Annotated in this window: 13 protein-coding genes and 1 pseudogene; 10 read left to right on the top strand and 4 right to left on the bottom strand. The window is 36.9% G+C overall.

Annotation, left to right across the window (positions count from 1 at the left end):
- A partial coding sequence (locus tag EVI01_RS08545) for a hypothetical protein (protein WP_146811610.1) occupies positions 1-1344 on the bottom strand: 1344 nt, incomplete at its 3' end.
- 454 nt (positions 1345-1798) lie between these two features.
- Here EVI01_RS08545 and EVI01_RS08540 point away from each other — a divergent pair.
- From EVI01_RS08540 to EVI01_RS08520, 5 genes are all read left to right on the top strand, one after another.
- Complete coding sequence (locus tag EVI01_RS08540; RefSeq protein WP_010750266.1) at positions 1799-3094, top strand: FAD-dependent oxidoreductase; 1296 nt, start codon at positions 1799-1801, stop codon at positions 3092-3094.
- The gene (locus tag EVI01_RS08535) at positions 3084-4544 is read left to right on the top strand and encodes an AcpB/EbpR/MafR family transcriptional regulator (RefSeq protein ID WP_010750267.1); all 1461 of its coding nucleotides are present in this window, start codon (positions 3084-3086) and stop codon (positions 4542-4544) included. Before EVI01_RS08540 ends, EVI01_RS08535 begins: the two co-directional genes overlap by 11 nt.
- Before the next feature lie 112 nt (positions 4545-4656).
- Complete coding sequence (gene glpK / locus EVI01_RS08530; protein WP_010750268.1) at positions 4657-6153, top strand: glycerol kinase GlpK; 1497 nt, start codon at positions 4657-4659, stop codon at positions 6151-6153.
- Between the two features lie 14 nt (positions 6154-6167).
- Positions 6168-7991: a type 1 glycerol-3-phosphate oxidase gene (gene glpO, locus EVI01_RS08525; RefSeq protein WP_010750269.1), complete on the top strand. Its 1824-nt coding sequence runs from the start codon at positions 6168-6170 to the stop codon at positions 7989-7991.
- Positions 7992-8708, top strand: a complete 717-nt coding sequence (locus EVI01_RS08520) for an MIP/aquaporin family protein (protein ID WP_010750270.1) — start codon at positions 7992-7994, stop codon at positions 8706-8708.
- Between the two features lie 613 nt (positions 8709-9321).
- Here EVI01_RS08520 and EVI01_RS14270 read toward each other — a convergent pair.
- The gene (locus EVI01_RS14270) at positions 9322-9405 is read right to left on the bottom strand and encodes a putative holin-like toxin (protein WP_369886505.1); all 84 of its coding nucleotides are present in this window, start codon (positions 9403-9405) and stop codon (positions 9322-9324) included.
- A gap of 588 nt (positions 9406-9993) precedes the next feature.
- Between EVI01_RS14270 and EVI01_RS08515 the strand changes: the two genes are divergently transcribed.
- Together EVI01_RS08515 and EVI01_RS08510 are read left to right on the top strand one after the other, a co-directional pair.
- On the top strand, positions 9994-11904 hold the full coding sequence (locus tag EVI01_RS08515; protein ID WP_010750271.1) for an endonuclease MutS2: 1911 nt from the start codon (positions 9994-9996) through the stop codon (positions 11902-11904).
- A 72-nt stretch (positions 11905-11976) separates the two neighbouring features.
- Positions 11977-12525: a CDP-alcohol phosphatidyltransferase family protein gene (locus tag EVI01_RS08510; RefSeq protein ID WP_010750272.1), complete on the top strand. Its 549-nt coding sequence runs from the start codon at positions 11977-11979 to the stop codon at positions 12523-12525.
- Positions 12526-12684: 159 nt separating this feature from the next.
- Here the strand turns inward: EVI01_RS08510 and EVI01_RS08505 are convergent, their stop codons facing one another.
- Both EVI01_RS08505 and EVI01_RS08500 read right to left on the bottom strand, forming a co-directional pair.
- The gene (locus tag EVI01_RS08505; RefSeq protein WP_010750273.1) at positions 12685-12996 is read right to left on the bottom strand and encodes a DsrE family protein; all 312 of its coding nucleotides are present in this window, start codon (positions 12994-12996) and stop codon (positions 12685-12687) included.
- A gap of 13 nt (positions 12997-13009) precedes the next feature.
- Positions 13010-13270, bottom strand: coding sequence for a metal-sensitive transcriptional regulator (locus EVI01_RS08500; RefSeq protein WP_010750274.1), 261 nt, complete (start codon positions 13268-13270; stop codon positions 13010-13012).
- A gap of 171 nt (positions 13271-13441) precedes the next feature.
- On the opposite strand from EVI01_RS08500, the gene EVI01_RS08495 reads away from it, so the two are divergent.
- The 3 genes and pseudogenes from EVI01_RS08495 (at position 13442) to EVI01_RS08485 (ending at position 17615) form a co-directional block, all read left to right on the top strand.
- Positions 13442-13753 (top strand): rhodanese-like domain-containing protein, encoded by a 312-nt coding sequence (locus tag EVI01_RS08495; protein WP_010750275.1) that lies wholly within the window; start codon positions 13442-13444, stop codon positions 13751-13753.
- A 1-nt stretch (position 13754) separates the two neighbouring features.
- Positions 13755-15410: an FAD-dependent oxidoreductase gene (locus tag EVI01_RS08490; RefSeq protein WP_010750276.1), complete on the top strand. Its 1656-nt coding sequence runs from the start codon at positions 13755-13757 to the stop codon at positions 15408-15410.
- 76 nt (positions 15411-15486) lie between these two features.
- Positions 15487-17615, top strand: a pseudogene (locus tag EVI01_RS08485) (HelD family protein).
- The last annotated feature ends 234 nt before the right edge of the window (positions 17616-17849 follow it).

Below are 17849 nucleotides of genomic sequence, written 5' to 3'. Positions count from 1 at the left end.
CATACTGAGGGCGGTCCACGTAACGCCCATGGCACCTTTGACTAGCACCTTTTTGGTTTTTTCGTCAATGATATCCCCGTTTTTTTCATCTAACACCCCACGTCTACCATCAATGGTAATGGCATCGTCTGCTGGAATGGCAGTGGCGCTATAGGAAAATTCAATGGCATCCCAAAGGTACGTAGGCACTGCTTCTTTGGTGGTGGCATAGATAAATTGGCCTGCTTGATTTAATACAATAGCTTGCCCATACAAAGTCGCAATCATGCCAGATGGATCAAAATCTAGCCCGTTATTAGAAGGTGCTAGTGCTTTGGCTAAGTCTTCACTGACTTGTTTTGTCCGTGATTGATATTGCTTAGCCATTTTTTGGGCGGTTTCAATGGCTTCGTCTTTTGAAGGAGTACTGATCGAGCCAATTGTAAACGTCGTGGTTCGTTGAACATAATCAAGAAAAGCTTCTAACGTGGTCAGTTGTTCCAAGGCGGTCGTCATTGGAATACTTAGTTCTTTTTCATAAAGAAAAGATTGAGAATCGCCAGTTTCAATATAAGCTCGTCCAACGACTTCTAAGATCGTTTGATTACTGCCACGGCTGGTCTCGGCTAATCTAATACCTTCTAACACAAAAAATTGATCATTTGCGTATGGGAGAGACGCTACAGAAGCATCGCGACCGATGATCGCTGCTCGTTCTCGTTCGGACCAAAGGACATTGTAATCAATATATCTGCGGGTAATGTTGATATTGTCATTAATGCTTAAACCATAAGCGCCATAATCTCCTGTACCAGTCAAATATTCTCGCATGATGGCATGGCTTGTTAAATCTTGGGCGTAGCGTGTTTGTAAGTTCTGAGAAAAATTATAGGTGCCGGTGGTTGATTCCATCCCCGATAGAGCAAACCCAGAGAGCTCTTGTTGGAGTGTGGGATCGGCAGCTAAGGATTCTCTCAGACCAGTAGAGGTTTGAAGCAAGTCGCTGGTCATCACTCCTAATTGATTCCCAAGTTGAAGGCTACCATAGGCCACACTGGCGCCAAGAATGGCTGGAATAATGATGGGGGCAGCAACTGTACTTAAAAAACTAGCACCTAAAGTTAATGTACTAGGTAAGGCAACCGCATATTGTGAAAATGAAATATTATTAAACAAGGTGACAGAACCTGCAAGACTTTGAGGTTCTGGCTGGAGTATCTCAGGAAGCTGTTGAGTGACTACGAGTGATTCTTCTGGTACGGTAGCTGGTGGTTCAGTGTTTGCAAGTGAGTAAACAGACAAAGGGGACGTGACAACAGACATCAGTAACAACAACGTGAGGAATAGACAATTTCGTTTTTTCATTTTTTCTCCTTTTTTATCAAACCCAAGCAACGAGCAACAAGTACAACCCTCCTTTTGATGTATTCGCTTACATTTAATATTATCCTATAAATAACTTCCGAAATCTATATTATTTAAAAAATAAATAATAAAAAAAACTTCTTTTTATTATAGTGGAAACCTTGTTAAAATAAGCTATTTCTAATTATTTAACATCATAATCGTTGGAAATGAGTTCATAATCGTCATGGAAAAAATAATATAAAAATAACATCTATTTTTAATTATAAAATTATTGTTATGTTTGTTTTTAGTAGGCCTTTATCTTTCTAAATTAAAAGATCGTCTGGTGTTTTTTTCTCCCTTTTTCTAGAAGGAATAAAGCGAAGTTTGTTCTTTTCCTTGAGTACATTTTTTGAAACATTAGCGGTTACATGATACTCTTCTATTAGGATGTTGGAAAAGAGGGGAATGAATGCGAATCGTAATTATTGGTGGTTCTTTTGCGGGGATCTATGCCGCTATGTCACTGCGTAAGAGCTGTCCAGATAGTGAAATTATATTAATTGAAAAACAAAAAAAAATTGGCTTTATCCCAAGTGGTATAAATTTATTTTTAAAAAAAGAAATCGGCAATCAAGAACAGCTTTACTGGACGTCAAAAGAGGAATTGGAAGCGTTATATGCGATAGACGTTCAAGTACGTACGGAGGTAGTTTCTCTAGAAATCGCTACGAAAAAATTATTTATCCAAAATGGCAGGCAGATTTCCTTTGATACGTTAGTGATTGCGACCGGATCAAGCCAACAATTTAGAAATGTAACAAACAGTTCTAAAATCTGCTCAGTGAAAGAGTTGCGCTTGAATGCATCACTGGAAGAAAGAATGGCAAAAGCAAGAAAGATTGCTATTATCGGAGCGGGACAAGTCGGGTTAGAGTTAGCAGAAGCGATGTATCTACAAAAAAAAGACGTGCATCTTTACGAGAGTCGCAAAAATTTGTTGTTTCGTTACTTTGATCCTGAAATGGTTGAACCATTAAGGCAAGAATTACTAAATAAACAAATTCAGCTTTTTTTAAATGAACAAGTCCATTCTCTGGTAGAAGAAGAACAGGTAATAGTTGTGACGGATCAAAAAAAAGAAAGCTATGACTTGGTACTGTTAGCCAATCACACACGACCAGAACATCGCATGTTTCAAGAGCAACTAAAGTTAAATGAAGATGGCACAATTTGGGTAGATGACTACTTACAGACATCTGCTAAGGACGTGTATGCTATAGGTGATGCCATCCAAGCAACCTTTCAACCGACCCAAGAAAAAATGTATGTTTCTTTAGTCAATCATGCCATACGGACAGCGCAAGTTGTCAGTCAAACGATTGGTGGAAATCCTAAAAAAGATCCAGGGACTTATCGAGCAATTGGCAATCATTGGTTTGGGTATTTTCTCGGAAGTGTTGGCTTAACCGAAGAAGAAAGTATTTTTTACCCACAGAAAATATTTAAAAAATACTTGGTTGTCCAATTGACTGCTACGAGGCGACAAGAGGCAAAGATCAAAGTGATTTGCGATGAAAAAGGACACGTGCTTGGAGCACAACTTTATAGTAAAGAAGAAATCTTTTATTTATTGGATCGATTGACGCTTGCTGTGGAAGAGGGTTGGACGTTAAAGAAAATGCTGGAACATGAATGGTTCTTTCAACCAGAATATCGGATGCCTAGCCAACTGATAAAGGTGGTGGATGCAATCGATGAAGATTGAACAGTTGCTAGAAAAAAAAGAACAATTACAGATCACAATTCTTAGAGAATTAGTGTTACAAGGTGGCATTGTGGCTACGAACGAATTAAGGGAGAAAGTGGGTCTTTCTAAATCTGCCTTTGATCAATACCTCGAAGAAATTTCAGTGATTGGCTTGATGATGGGAAAGAAAGTGGCGATTAAAAGAACGGAATTTCAATTGGTATTAGAATTAGCGGATGATAATAGTTTAGAAAAGATTCTTATCTTTTTAGTTCAACAAAGTTTGAAGTTCAATTTACTTACTTATTTATTAGAACACCATCAAGCTTCAATTGTTCGCTTAGCAACAGCATTTAATATTAGTGAATCCTCTGTTTTTCGTAAAATCAAAGAACTCAATCAGTTGTTGCGAGAGTTTTCACTTCAGATCAAAAATGGACAACTCTACGGCGAAGAATTACAAGTTCGATATTTTTATTTTGTATTATTCCAATTTATTCCTGAATCACAACGCCCACAGTTTTTAAGACAACCTATCCATAAAGCGCCACTTGTTTTAGGGCTGGAACGAGGATTAGAAACCACGTTTACCGTAGAGGCAACGAGAAAGATTGCTTGTTGGTTGGGGATCACACGAAAACGTCTGTTAAGTGAAAAAACAACATTTGATACATTAAAGGAAAAGAAACAGCTATATCAAAAAGATCGATTGTATCAGGCGATTGATCCGATTCTATCCCTTTATTTAAGTCGAACAGCAGCGGATTTAAGTGGGTATGAGGCGTTGATGTTTTATAGTTTTTTCGTGTCGTTTGCTGTATTGGATGAAGAACAATTCTATCAATATGATTTAACGAGAAGCAAGAAATTACCAACGGCGGTATTGGATACTTATATTCGGGAAACAATGTTGTGGCATTATCGTCCAAGACGCTTGAAAATAAAGGAAGAAAAAGCGGTTGGTTATCAGTTGGCGCAAATTCATAATGAATGCTACTTTTTTCAAGGCACAATGATGATCTATGAGGAGAAGCATCTCTTAGCGCAACAAAAAAAGATGTTAGGACAGTCTCTTAGTCAGTTATTAGAACGATTAAAAGAAACAACAATCGCTCAACTATCAGCCAAACAATTAGAAGCATCTGCTTTAAATTATTTAATGATCGAGTATGCCAATATACTGATGATGATTGATTTTTATATTGCCAAGTCTGTCAAAATTGGTATTGATATTCATACATTGCCGATTTATCGGATTGCTTTTCAGCAATATTTATTAAGCGAGTTAAAAGGTATCAGTGGGATCGAAATTGAAAACAAACAAAAAGGAAAAAACTATGATTTAGTCATTACATTTAATCAAGAAGAACCGCAACAAAATTATTATTATCTATCTGAGTTTGCTTCAACTTATGATATTGCAAGGCTGAAACAAAAAATTGAACAAGCAAAAAAAGCGAAAAATTAAAAAACTGTCAAAAAAAGAATGAATTATTGTTTTTCTGGCAGTTTCTTAAAAATAAATCAGTGTAAGATAAAAACATATAAGAAAGCGTTTGCAAACAATGGAGGAGATTAGAATGACAGAATCGACATATATCATGGCAATTGATCAAGGAACTACTAGTTCTCGTGCAATTATTTTTGATAAGAAAGGTAGACATATCGGTAGTTCCCAAAAAGAATTCACCCAATACTTTCCTAGAGAAAGTTGGGTCGAACATGATGCAAATGAAATTTGGAATTCCGTGCAATCCGTTATTGCCGGAGCATTTATCGAATCGGGAATCAAACCAAACCAAATTGCTGGGATTGGGATCACTAATCAACGTGAAACGACAGTAATCTGGGAAAAAGACACAGGACGTCCTATCTACCATGCGGTTGTTTGGCAATCTCGTCAATCTGCAGAAATTGCGGAGGGGCTAAAAAAAGAAGGGTACCAAGATTTTTTCCATAAAAAAACGGGATTAGTGATTGATGCTTATTTTTCAGCTACTAAAATTCGTTGGATCCTCGATCATGTAGAAGGAGCTCAAGAACGGGCGGAAAAAGGAGAATTGCTTTTTGGAACCATTGACTCTTGGTTGGTTTGGAAATTAACGGATGGGCAAGCACATGTGACTGATTACTCCAATGCCAGCCGTACGATGCTTTTTAATATCCATGACCTTGATTGGGACCAAGAAATTCTTGATTTATTGAATATTCCACGGTCAATGTTACCAAAACCGACGTCAAATTCTGAAATTTATGGGTATACACAAGGGTATCATTTTTATGGGAGTGAAGTTCCTATTTCAGGGATGGCAGGAGATCAACAAGCGGCCCTTTTTGGTCAAATGGCTTTTGAACCAGGTATGGTCAAGAATACTTATGGAACCGGTTCTTTTATCGTCATGAATACAGGGGAAGAACCTCAGTTATCTAAGAACAATCTCTTGACAACCATTGGCTATGGCATAAATGGAAAGGTTTACTATGCCCTTGAAGGAAGTATCTTTGTCGCAGGATCGTCTATTCAATGGTTGCGAGATGGATTACAAATGCTTCAAAAAGCCAGTGATTCTGAAGAAGCGGCAAAACGTTCAACAAGTGAAGATGAAGTTTATGTTGTCCCTGCTTTTGTTGGCTTAGGTGCTCCTTATTGGGATCAAGCCGCAAGAGGATCGATGTTTGGCTTAACACGTGGAACGACAAAAGAAGACATTATCAAAGCCACATTACAATCAATTGCTTATCAAGTGAGAGACATCATTGATACGATGCAAGAAGATACGGGAATTAAAATACCTGTGTTGAAAGTGGATGGTGGCGCTGCAAACAATGAATATTTGATGCAATTTCAAACTGATATTTTAAACATTCCGATCCAACGGGCAGAAAATCTAGAAACAACTGCATTAGGTGCCGCCTTTTTAGCAGGATTAGCTGTTGGTTTTTGGAAAGATACAGATGAAATTAGAGAATTTTATGAAGCTGGTAAGATGTTTGAAGTTGAAATGCCAGAAGAACGAAGAGAAAAATTGTACAGTGGCTGGAAAAAAGCGGTAGCAGCTACCCAAGCATTTGAGTAAAGGGAGGGAATCGCATGTTTTCAAGAGGAACCAGAGAAGAAAGTATTAAAAAAATGCAACAAGAAAAATTGGATTTGCTCATTATTGGTGGGGGGATCACAGGCGCAGGTGTAGCACTTCAAGCGGCTGCATCTGGAATCAAAACAGGTTTGATCGAAATGCAAGACTTTGCAGAAGGAACATCTTCACGTTCCACTAAACTAGTTCATGGTGGGATTCGTTATTTAAAAACCTTTGACGTAGAAGTGGTAGCGGATACGGTGAGCGAGCGAGCAGTGGTGCAAAGCATTGCTCCACACATTCCAAAACCAGATCCGATGTTATTACCTATTTATGATGACGAAGGAGCTACCACGTTTAACCTCTTTTCAGTTAAAGTGGCCATGGATCTTTACGATAAATTAGCTAACGTCACCGGGACAAAATACGAAAATTATACCTTAACACCAGAAGAAGTCCTAAAACGTGAACCATTTTTGAAAAAAGAAGGTTTAAAAGGAGCGGGCGTGTATTTAGATTTTCGTAACAATGATTCTCGGTTAGTAATTGATAACATCAAAAAGGCAGCAGAAGATGGTGCATATCTCGTAAGTAAAATGAAAGCGATCGGCTTTTTATACGAAGGAGATCAAATTGTAGGAGTAAAAGCACGTGATTTGTTGACAGATGAAGTGGTGGAAATCAAAGCGAAATTAGTGATCAATACGAGTGGACCATGGGTAGACAAGATTCGTAATTTAAACTTCAAACGAGCAGTATTACCTAAAATGCGTCCAACCAAAGGAATCCACTTAGTGGTCGATGCGAAGAAATTACCGGTTCCACAACCCACGTATTTTGATACAGGTAAACAAGATGGTCGAATGGTATTTGCGATTCCAAGAGAAAATAAAACCTATTTTGGTACGACAGATACGGACTATCAAGGTGATTATACCGATCCAAAGGTAACGCAAGAAGATGTAGATTATTTATTAGAAGTCATCAATCATCGTTATCCAGAGGCGAATATCACACTAGAAGATGTGGAAGCAAGTTGGGCGGGATTACGACCATTGTTGATTGGCAATGCTGGTTCTGACTATAACGGTGGGGATAACGGTTCAATTTCAGATAAAAGCTTTAATAAAGTCATTGACACGGTAACAGAATACAAAGAAAACAAAGCCTCTCGCTTAGAAGTGGAAGACGTATTGAATCATTTAGAAAATAGTCGGGATGAAAAAGCACCTTCAACGGTCTCTCGAGGCAGTTCATTAGAAAGAGAACCAGATGGCTTAATCACCTTGTCAGGCGGGAAAATCACTGACTATCGCAAAATGGCAGAAGGCGCCCTAAAACTTATCCGCCAGCTACTAAAAGAGGAATACAAGATGACCGTAAAAGAAATTGATTCCAAGCATTATCCAGTATCTGGTGGGGATTTTGATCCAACCAAACTGGAAGAAACAGTGGAAGAATTAACGAAAATAGGGGGAGAAGCTGGTCTAACAGAAGAAGATGCCAGATATATAGCCGATTTTTATGGAACAAATGCGAAAAAGATTTTTGCTTTAGCAAAAGAAATGGCACCATATGAGGGATTAAGTTTAGCTGAATCTGCTCGTTTGCGTTATGGATTAGAAGAAGAAATGGTATTGACGCCTGGTGATTACTTGATTCGTCGAACCAATCATTTACTTTTTGAAAGAGATCAACTAGATGCTATTAAACAACCAATTATTGATGCTATTGCGGCTTACTTTGCTTGGTCGCCAGAAGAGAAAACACGTCAAGAGACACATTTGGAAGAATTAATTGCTGAATCGGATTTACGTGATTTAAAGGGGGAAAAATAAATGAATACAGACATGACACAGATGATGGGTGAATTTATTGGGACGATGATTTTGGTATTACTTGGTGATGGTGTATGTGCTGCGGTTAACTTGAATAAGAGTAAAGCGCAGGCTTCTGGTTGGATTGTGATTGCGTTTGGTTGGGGACTCGCAGTGACCATGGCTGTTTATATTTCAGGATTTATGGGACCCGCTCATCTAAACCCAGCTGTGTCATTAGCAATGGCCATGACTGGTGCCATTGGCTGGAATTTAGTGATTCCTTTTATTATTGCTCAAATGTTAGGTGCAATTGTTGGAGCGGTTCTTGTTTGGCTAACTTATTTGCCTCATTGGAATGTAACCAAAGATCAAGGCGCCATTTTAGGAACGTTTGCTACAGGACCTGCGATTCGTAATTATCCAGCAAACTTTATTACGGAATTAATTGGTACTTTCGTTTTAGTTTTAGGACTATTAGCCTTTGGGCAAAACACTTTTGCCGATGGAACCAATGTTTTTGCTGTAGGTGGTTTGATCTTAGCCATCGGTCTTTCATTAGGGGGACCTACAGGCTACGCCATCAACCCCGCTCGTGATTTAGGTCCACGTATCGCCCATGCTGTCTTACCAATTGCCAATAAAGGAGACTCTGATTGGAGCTATTCATGGGTACCAGTAATTGCCCCAATGGCAGGCGCAATCATTGCAGTAGGTATGTATATGTTAATGGTTTAAGAAGGTTGCGAACGCCGTGGATTAGAAGTTGTGACAGAGCCGCTTAGCTCCGAGTAGTAAGGAGGCAACAGGAAAAATGGCTTTTTCTTTTTTCTAACTTTGACTTCCTACCGAGGAGCTGGCTCTGGAACATCGTTTATCAGGAGTGTAAAAAGGTTTGAAGTATTTCAAGCAGTAAGAACTCGCAGAGAAAAATGGATTTTCATATTTTGAGATTTTTGATTTATTGCTGATGATCAGTTCTTTGAACGCCATTTATCAGAGGGTGTGAGGAAACTGTTTAGCTCTAATAAAAAAATGAGATACTTGTGTTTCTAACTTTAATTAGTATCTAAAATCATTATTTCGACGTTATACGTTTGTTCTAATTTTGTCAGATACTTAGCAATATTTTTCTAAAATCTGTACTTAATAGTTAGTATAAATTCTTCTCATATCTGGAAAAACGTTGCAATGTATATTGTACTGGTAATGGTTAATGAGATAAGCTATAATAAAGATGAAAAAGGAGCTATGCGCGAACATAGCCCCAGTTGTAGAACCGTTAAAAAGACGGTGACAGTTATTAATTGTTTTTCAAACCATCTAACGCCCTGTCAAAGTGTTTAGATGGTTATTTTTTGTCCTTATAGTCAATTATCAGCAAAACTAACGTCGCAAAAGCGATCATCAGCTGAATTGCTTCAAAAGTTGACACTTGCCTACTCCCTTCTAGGGATAAAGCGATGAACCATAGGCATCACCCCTTTTTCAAGAGATTAGCCACCATCTTTTCACTTCTCTACCCCTTGATTATAACATAAAAAAACAAATAATTTATATAGTATTCTTCGTCTAATTAGCGAGAAGATTGTTCTATAAATAGACTAATGAAAATTGATGTGGATAATTAATAACATCAATTCTTTAATAAATAAATCCACAAATCTGGAACGAATTACTATTGGCAAGTACAGCACCAAAAAAAGGAAATGTTATTTAAATAAAACAATTCTCTATATCAATTGACGTTAAAATACAAACTTGTTATAGTTAGAGTGAAAATAAATAAAACCTAGATGAATGAGGTATTTTGATGAGTGTAGTAGGTATCTAATGTAGTAAGTTGAATAGCCAATAAAGCAAGAAGCTTATTTGGCATGCTTATAGATGATACCTGTCAAAACCAATAATTTGTCATGATGAAGGATGGGGTACGTCTTATTTAAGATGTAAACCATTCTTTTATTTTTTACTAGGTCTTATTTATTTTAGGACAGGTATCTCTTCAATCAAAGGAGAGAATATGAAACAAACAATCGATCAATTACAATTTGAACAAATTAAAAAAGAAGTCCAAAAACGTGCTATTGGACAATACAGTAAAATGCGTATTGAAGAAATGACGATTCAAACCAATTTACAAACAGTAAGAACACGTCAAGAAGAAACGAAAGAAGCACGCTTGATATTAGACAGTCATCAGCATGTTCCTTTTATGGGATTGACCAGAATTGATACATTAACAGCCCAAGTGAAAAAAGGCTTGATCTTAACGCCTGCGGAATTAATCGAGTATGCCGATTTTTTAAGAAGTAGCCGAATGATCCGACGATTCTTTGAAAAAAATCAATATCAAACCCCATTATTACATGCTTATAGTAAGAACATGCTTGATTTATTAACAATCGAAGAGTTGATTTATCAACAAATCAAGAATCAAAAAGTCAGTGATGACGCATCACGGAATTTACGTAAAGTACGCAAACAATTACAACAAACAGAAAAAGAAATCCAAGATCGTTTGTTGAAATTCTTGAGACATCCGCATAATAAAGAAATGATCCAAGAATCAATGATTGTTCAAAAAGGGGAACATTATACAATTCCTATTAAAGCTAGTTACAAAAACAAAGTGCCTGGAAATATCATTGAACAGTCAAATAAAGGAACCACTGTTTTTATTGAACCCGTAGCCGTAGAAAAAGCCAGTATGAATCACCAGTTACTAAAAGCCGAAGAGATAGCGGAAGAATATCAAATTCTTGCCTTTCTAACAGGTGCTTTGGCCGAACAAGAACAAGCAATTGACTTGATCATTGAAACAGTCACAAGGTTAGATATTATTTTTGCTAGAGGAAAATATAGCCGTGAAATTCAAGGTGTTACACCGGAAGTGAACCAAGCAGAATACATTAAAATCAAACAAGGAAGGCATCCTTTATTACCAGAAGATGCGGTGCCTTTAGATTTTGAACTTGGAAACAATTACCGTGGATTAGTGATTACTGGTGCCAATGCTGGGGGTAAGACGGTTGTATTGAAAACGGTAGGATTGCTCACTTTGATGGCCATGTTTGGCTTACAAGTACCTGCAGCAAAAGGGACGGAATTAGCGGTATTTGATGAAGTTTTTGTAGATATTGGGGATCAACAAAATATTGAGAATGCCTTAAGTACGTTTTCTGGCCACATGCAAAACATCGCAGAAATTCTACGTAAAGTAAAAAGAAATACACTTGTTTTACTTGATGAAATTGGTAGTGGAACCGAACCAAATGAAGGCGCAGCTTTAGCTGTTGCCATCATGGAAACCATGTATGAAAAAGGAGCACTGATTGTAGCGACCACTCATTACGGTGAAATCAAAAAGTTTGCTAATGACCACGAAGATTTCATTCCAGCAGCAATGGCCTTTGACCGAGAAGCATTACAACCAAAGTATTTGCTTCAAGTGGGAGAAACTGGAGAAAGTCAAGCACTGTGGATTGCTAAAAAGATGAATATGTCCGAAAAGTTGATCCAGCAAGCAAATCACTATATTCATGACAAAGATTATCAAAGAAAGAAAAAAGAATTTAAGGTGGTAAAAGCAAAAGAGCCAACTATAAAACAGAAAAAGCAACTATTTTCAAAAGGAGATCGAGTACTTTCAACGATGCACCAAAAAGAAGCTTTAGTGTATGAAGATATGGGTGAGGAAATGATAACGATCTACTTAAATAAAGAAATGATAATGGTGCCACGCAAGCGACTCAACTTAAAGATGTCAGCAGAACAACTCTATCCAGACGGGTATGAGCTCGATCAGTTATTTACGGATTTTCAAACAAGAAAAAGGGAAAAGGATTTGCTCCGTGGATCAAAAAAAGCGCACAAACAATTGTTAAAAGAAGCACGGGAACGTAAAGTAAAAAAACAAGGGGAAAACGACTAACAATTTTGTAACATGGAAAAAATTGGCACTTGTCTTGATTTAGGTTAAACTGGAACAAAGGAGTTGTATCCAATGAAATGGACATCAAACTGGCAAAAAGAAATAGGAACGATTCCTAATTTATTGTCGATCTTCCGTGTTTTTTTATTACCACTTTATCTTTACTTTGTTCTTGAACAATCTTTTGTTTATGCAGGTATTGTCATTGTAATTTCAGGGATAACTGATTTTTTAGACGGTTTTATTGCACGTAAATTCAACCAAATGACAGAATTAGGGAAAATATTAGACCCAGTGGCAGATAAACTGACACAGCTGGTATTGATTTTATCTATGGCGTGGCAACAGCCACTGATTTGGTGGGTTTTAGGTTTATTTCTTGTGAAAGAAGGCTTTATGCTTATCGCAGGTATGGTTGGTTTAAGCAAAAATGTAAAATTAGATGGTGCAAAATGGTACGGCAAATTAGCAACAGCAGTTATCTATGGTGGTATGGTTATTTTATTGCTGTTTCCTAAACTATCAGAAACTGAGATCAAATGGATATTTGGTGTGATTGCCTATAGCTTGTTTCAATCATTCATTTTATATATCTTAGAATACCGAAGATTATTAAAGTAGTGCTGTTAGTTAATGAAAAATAACGATCCAATCCCTAAAATTATTCAAAGAGTAAGCGAAAACTATTTTCTGCAAAAAATAAATTAAAATTGTATTCATCGCAAACGCAAACTGACCTTCAAAGTTAGAGAAATTTTAACTTTTTAGAAGGTCAGTTTTTTAAGGTTTGATATACGCAAAACCTTTTTCTTGTAACTCAATGAGATCTAAAACTCCTGCAGGTACTATTTTTACTTTAGTAGGCAATGCTTCTTTTGATAGTCCATTGCTTTTTAAAGCGTTGGCGCAGGCATGAAAAGTGACCGCTAGTTCAAGAAATTCTGCATTTACAGGGTCAAGATAACCTGTGATTCCTTGACCGTTGACGCTCACAACGATTATTGCTTCAGGAGCGATTTTCAATAGATTTTTGACATTATTTTTGGTTTCTTGCCATTTGGTTAATTCATCAATGTGGAAAACAACCTTCATTTGATTTTGCTCCTTATTTTTTAATAATCATATTGATGGCTTGTTCTAATTTTTTTGCTTGTTCTTCAGGGCTATTTTCTGGGTGCTCAAAGCAGTCTTTTAGATTTTCAGCAACAATCATTCCCATCACACGATCAATACTAGAACGAACAGCACTTAATTGAGTCATAATGTCCATACATTCTTTATTATCTTCGATCATTTTTTGAATACCGCGAACTTGACCTTCTGTACGTTTGAGGCGATTGATAATATTCTTGTTATTCATTTCCATTTAAACCCCTCCTTTTGATTCTATTGAGATAATACCCTATAATGGTATATTTTGTAAAGAATGAAACTGTTAGTAGATTTTTAAAAATCAAAAAGTTGACAAATCCCATTTTTTTGTATTGAATATACCCCGTAAGGTATTTTAGAGAATAAAAATATGGAGGTAGATACAATGGGGCTATTTCAACCAACTAAATCAATTTCAACAACTGAATTAAAGGAGAAATTGAAAAATCCGATTCAATTAATTGATGTAAGAACACCAATGGAATACCGAGGGGGGCATATTAAACAAGCAATCAATATTCCTTTACAGCGTATCGTAAGTTTTAAAGGAAAACAAAGTGAACCTGTCTATGTTATTTGTCAGTCTGGCATGCGTAGCAAACAAGCAAGTAAAGAATTGAAGAAAATGGGATATGATGTTATGAATGTACGTGGTGGAATGAATCAATGGTTTGAACCAACAGTAGGAGGAAAATAAAATGAAAATCATTATTGTAGGTGGCGTTGCTGGGGGCATGTCTGCTGCAACTCGATTGCGTCGATTAAACGAAGAGGCTGAAATCGTGGTGTTGGAAAAAGGGCCGTATGTCTCTTTTGCTAATTGTGGTTTACCTTATTATCTTTCTGGTGAAATCAAAGAAAGAGACGCCCTTTTAGTACAAACACCTGAAACACTGGCTGCGCGTTTTCAACTCGATGTACGTCCTAATCATGAAGTAACCGCCATTTTTCCTGAGAAAAAAAGAATTGAAGTTACTTTTGGTGGAAAAAAAAGCTTAGAAAATTATGATGTCTTGCTTCTTTCGCCAGGAGCAAAACCATTTAAACCTGCAATTGCTGGTTTGGATGAAGCAGACCATGTTTATACGATTAGGAATGTACCAGATATTGATTTAGTAATGGAGGAACTTGAGAAACAACCAAAAAAAGCAGTCGTCGTGGGTGCAGGATTTATTGGACTTGAGATGGCAGAAAACTTGAAAAAACGTGGATTAGAAGTAACCATCATTGAACTCTCTTCACACGTTTTGCCAAATTTAGATGAAGAAATGGCGAGTTATATTCAAAATGAATTGACGAAACAAAAAGTCACTGTCCGAACCAATTGTGCTGTGACGGCATTTGAAAATAATGGACAAACACTACGGCTAAACGATGGTACAACGATTCACACTGATTTCACGATTTTATCGGTTGGTGTGCAGCCAGATAGTAATTTGGCCAAAATGGCTGGATTGAAAACAGGTATGCGTGGTGGAATTGTTGTGAATGAACAATATCAAACAAGTGATCCATCCATTTATGCAGTTGGTGATGCGATCATCGTCAAACATCAAATCACAGGTGAAGATGCCTTGATTTCGCTTGCTTCTCCGGCTAATCGTCAAGGACGTCAAGTAGCTGATACGATTGCAGGAATCCCACGAAAAAATCAAGGAAGCTTGGGAACGTCGATTTTACGTGTATTTGATCAGTCGGCTGCATCAACCGGCTTAACAGAAAAAATGGCTAAACAAGCCAACTTACCTTTTTCCGTAGTGCATGTTTCAGGGAAAGACCATGCGAGTTATTATCCGCAAGCGACAGATATTTTGCTAAAACTAGTTTTTAATCCTAAGACTGGGGAGATTTATGGTGCGCAAGGAATCGGGGAAAAAGGCGTGGATAAGCGAATAGATAGTTTAGCTACAGCAATCAAGGGGAATTTAACTATTTTTGATCTACCAGAATTAGAATTTACTTATGCTCCTCCATTTGGTTCTGCGAAAGACCCAGTGAACATGTTGGGCTATGTTGCGATGAATGTAGCAGAAGGACTCAGTGAAATGGTACAATGGCATGAATTATCTGACGCTTTAGCTAATGGGAAAATATTATTGGATGTTCGTAACAAAGAAGAATTAAAAAATGGAGCATTTAAAAAGGCTTTGAATATTCCTTTACATGAATTACGCTGTCGTATCAAAGAACTGGATCCTGAACAAGAATATGTGGTTAGTTGCCATAGCGGATTACGCAGTTATTTGGCTGAACGCATCTTGAAGCAAGCGGGTTTTAAAGTGAAAAACTTAGATGGCGCATTTGCCTTGTATCATACGGTTCGTCCGGAAGAAATAGTTGATCCACAAAAATAAATAATTTTTCTTGTTTTCTTATTCAATTAATGATAAACTACTCGGTTCCACAACTTTATATAAAAGGAGAATGTGTATGGTCAACACACGGAAACTTGAAGAAGAACATCTTGCAGTCGTTTATCATCAGTTACTTGAAAAGAAAGCAGAATACGAACAGTTGTTAAAAGAAACAAATGCTTTTGGAATGGACTCTCTCCAGACGATGTCAGAAGATATCCGCCTTAATTTTGATAGTTATTTAGATAACCTAGATACTTATTCAATGATTGAAATGAAAAATCGAGAAATTGATCAATTGAATATAAAAATCCAGTCTGCCAGTGAATCATTGAAAAAAGTGGAACGGTTATTATTGAATCCTTATTTTGGAAAAATAGAAATCGACTTTTTAGACGAGGACACAGACGACAAAGAAGCATTTTATATCGGTACAGCCAACTTTACGAATAGCCAAGAAGAAACCTTAATCTATGATTGGCGTTCCCCAATCGCTTCGCTTTTTTATAATAATGAATTAGGACGTTCTTCTTATATCGTTAATCAGCATTCTATTGACGTGAATATTCATGAACGGCGCCAATTTATCTTGAAAAAAATCAATTGCTTCACTTTTTTGATACGTCTGTTGCCATTCAAGATGACGTGTTACTAGATGCTTTAGAACAAAATGAAACATCTGAAATGAAGGCAATCACAGCGACTATTCAATCGGAGCAAAATACCATTATCAGGGATACAACCAGCAAAAATATTTTAGTCAATGGAGTAGCTGGAAGTGGGAAAACTTCAACGATCATGCAACGAATCGCCTATTTACTCTATCAATATCGACAACAATTATCTTCTGATGATGTGTTGATTTTATCGCCTAACCACCAATTTATCGATTATATCGCTAAGGTTCTGCCCTCATTAGGAGAGAAGAATCCGCTGAATTTAACGATGCTTCAATTTATCGGTCAGCTTTTTTCTGAACCAATCGAACAAGAAGAGAGCTATTTTCAGCGGATTTCGCAAGAAAGAATAGATGAACAAACGGAAATTTTAAGAAGTCGTCCCTTTATTGAACAAATCGAACAATCTACTTCCTTGTTTGCTGCTCGTGAAGATTTCTTTTTAGACATCAAAAAGAAAGACAAAGTAGTGATTTCAAAAGAAGTGATCAAGAAAATCTATCGTAACACACCAAATTACCCACAGCTGAGAGAAAAACTCCAAGCCACCAAAGAACAGTTGTTGCGGTATTGGGAAGAACGTTTGTTAAAACAAGCAAATAGCAATACAATCAAAGATCAATTGCTTTCATTACCCGAAGAAACACAACAAAAATACTTTCATCAACTGATCACTGATGAATCACAGGAACAGTTAGTCATCTACGGGAAACAGTTACTTGAACGAAAATATAAACATATAACCGAGCAATTGAATCAGATGGCTTTTATTGATGAGCATTTAATGCTTGAGACGATTTATCATTCTTGTACGAATCAAGAGTATGTGCCAAAAGTGCCACTCACTTTAGATGAAGCAGTTGCTCGTTTACACATTCGCCATACAATGATTGAAAAAAGAACGAAATCAGAGACGTTTGTGTTGATTGATGAAATCCAAGATTACACGTCTGCTCAGTTATTATTGTTGCTGAAAGTCTTTCCAAAAACTCGTTTTACGCTTGTAGGTGATGAGAATCAAGCGATTTTTAATTCTGCCAGTTCCTTTGAAGAAATTGAAAACTGTTTTTTAGCTACCAATCGTTTCGTGACTCGCTATGATTTAGTCAATAGTTATCGTTCCACAGGTGCCATTACCAATCTGTTTAAACAATACTCTGGTGAAGATGAAACAATGGCGATTATACCTGTCCGACCTCACGGAAAAGAACCAGAATTTTTTACCTTTACTACTTTTGATCAATGGGTAAACAAAATAAATGACAGGCAACAACACTTAGATCATGAGAATTTAACCGTTATTACCTTCGATGATGGGGATGCTGAAGCATTACGCCAAACATTAGACGTAATGAATAAAAACATCCAAGTTCTGCCATTAAGTCTTTCTAAGGGCTTAGAATTTGATCATGTCGTTCTTTATCTGTCAAAACAACCAACCAATGCTTCTCGTGAAAGAAAGAAAATGTACACGGCCATTTCTCGGGGAATGAAAACGATCCTTATTACGCAATTAGATAAATCATAGGTCCATCATTTAAACCGTCTCCAATGAAAATATTGGGGCGGTTTATTTAGTTAAAAAATCTTAAATATACAGCAGTAAAAACCATTTTAGGTTACGGTAGTGGGACATGGAAAAGTCCTGAGCGTAAAAGTGAATAACTTTTTGAAGAAAAACGAAAGATATAGCTACAAAATGCCATTCAAATTTTCTATTTGAAAAATAAAGTAGTTAAGAAAAAAATATAAAAAAAGATGG

Origin of the sequence: Enterococcus villorum (assembly GCF_007990225.1) — a bacterium.
Lineage (GTDB): Bacteria > Bacillota > Bacilli > Lactobacillales > Enterococcaceae > Enterococcus_B > Enterococcus_B villorum.
This window is presented reverse-complemented; position numbering and strand designations above follow the sequence as displayed.

What these genes read in the sequence shown, in the direction of transcription:
- EVI01_RS08540 (WP_010750266.1), top strand. Translation starts at nt 1,799, where the DNA reads ATGCGAATCGTAATTATTGGTGGTTCTTTTGCGGGGATCTATGCCGCT.
- EVI01_RS08535 (WP_010750267.1), top strand. Translation starts at nt 3,084, where the DNA reads ATGAAGATTGAACAGTTGCTAGAAAAAAAAGAACAATTACAGATCACA.
- glpK (WP_010750268.1), top strand. Translation starts at nt 4,657, where the DNA reads ATGACAGAATCGACATATATCATGGCAATTGATCAAGGAACTACTAGT.
- glpO (WP_010750269.1), top strand. Translation starts at nt 6,168, where the DNA reads ATGTTTTCAAGAGGAACCAGAGAAGAAAGTATTAAAAAAATGCAACAA.
- EVI01_RS08520 (WP_010750270.1), top strand. Translation starts at nt 7,992, where the DNA reads ATGAATACAGACATGACACAGATGATGGGTGAATTTATTGGGACGATG.
- EVI01_RS08515 (WP_010750271.1), top strand. Translation starts at nt 9,994, where the DNA reads ATGAAACAAACAATCGATCAATTACAATTTGAACAAATTAAAAAAGAA.
- EVI01_RS08510 (WP_010750272.1), top strand. Translation starts at nt 11,977, where the DNA reads ATGAAATGGACATCAAACTGGCAAAAAGAAATAGGAACGATTCCTAAT.
- EVI01_RS08505 (WP_010750273.1), bottom strand. Translation starts at nt 12,996, where the DNA reads ATGAAGGTTGTTTTCCACATTGATGAATTAACCAAATGGCAAGAAACC.
- EVI01_RS08500 (WP_010750274.1), bottom strand. Translation starts at nt 13,270, where the DNA reads ATGGAAATGAATAACAAGAATATTATCAATCGCCTCAAACGTACAGAA.
- EVI01_RS08495 (WP_010750275.1), top strand. Translation starts at nt 13,442, where the DNA reads ATGGGGCTATTTCAACCAACTAAATCAATTTCAACAACTGAATTAAAG.
- EVI01_RS08490 (WP_010750276.1), top strand. Translation starts at nt 13,755, where the DNA reads ATGAAAATCATTATTGTAGGTGGCGTTGCTGGGGGCATGTCTGCTGCA.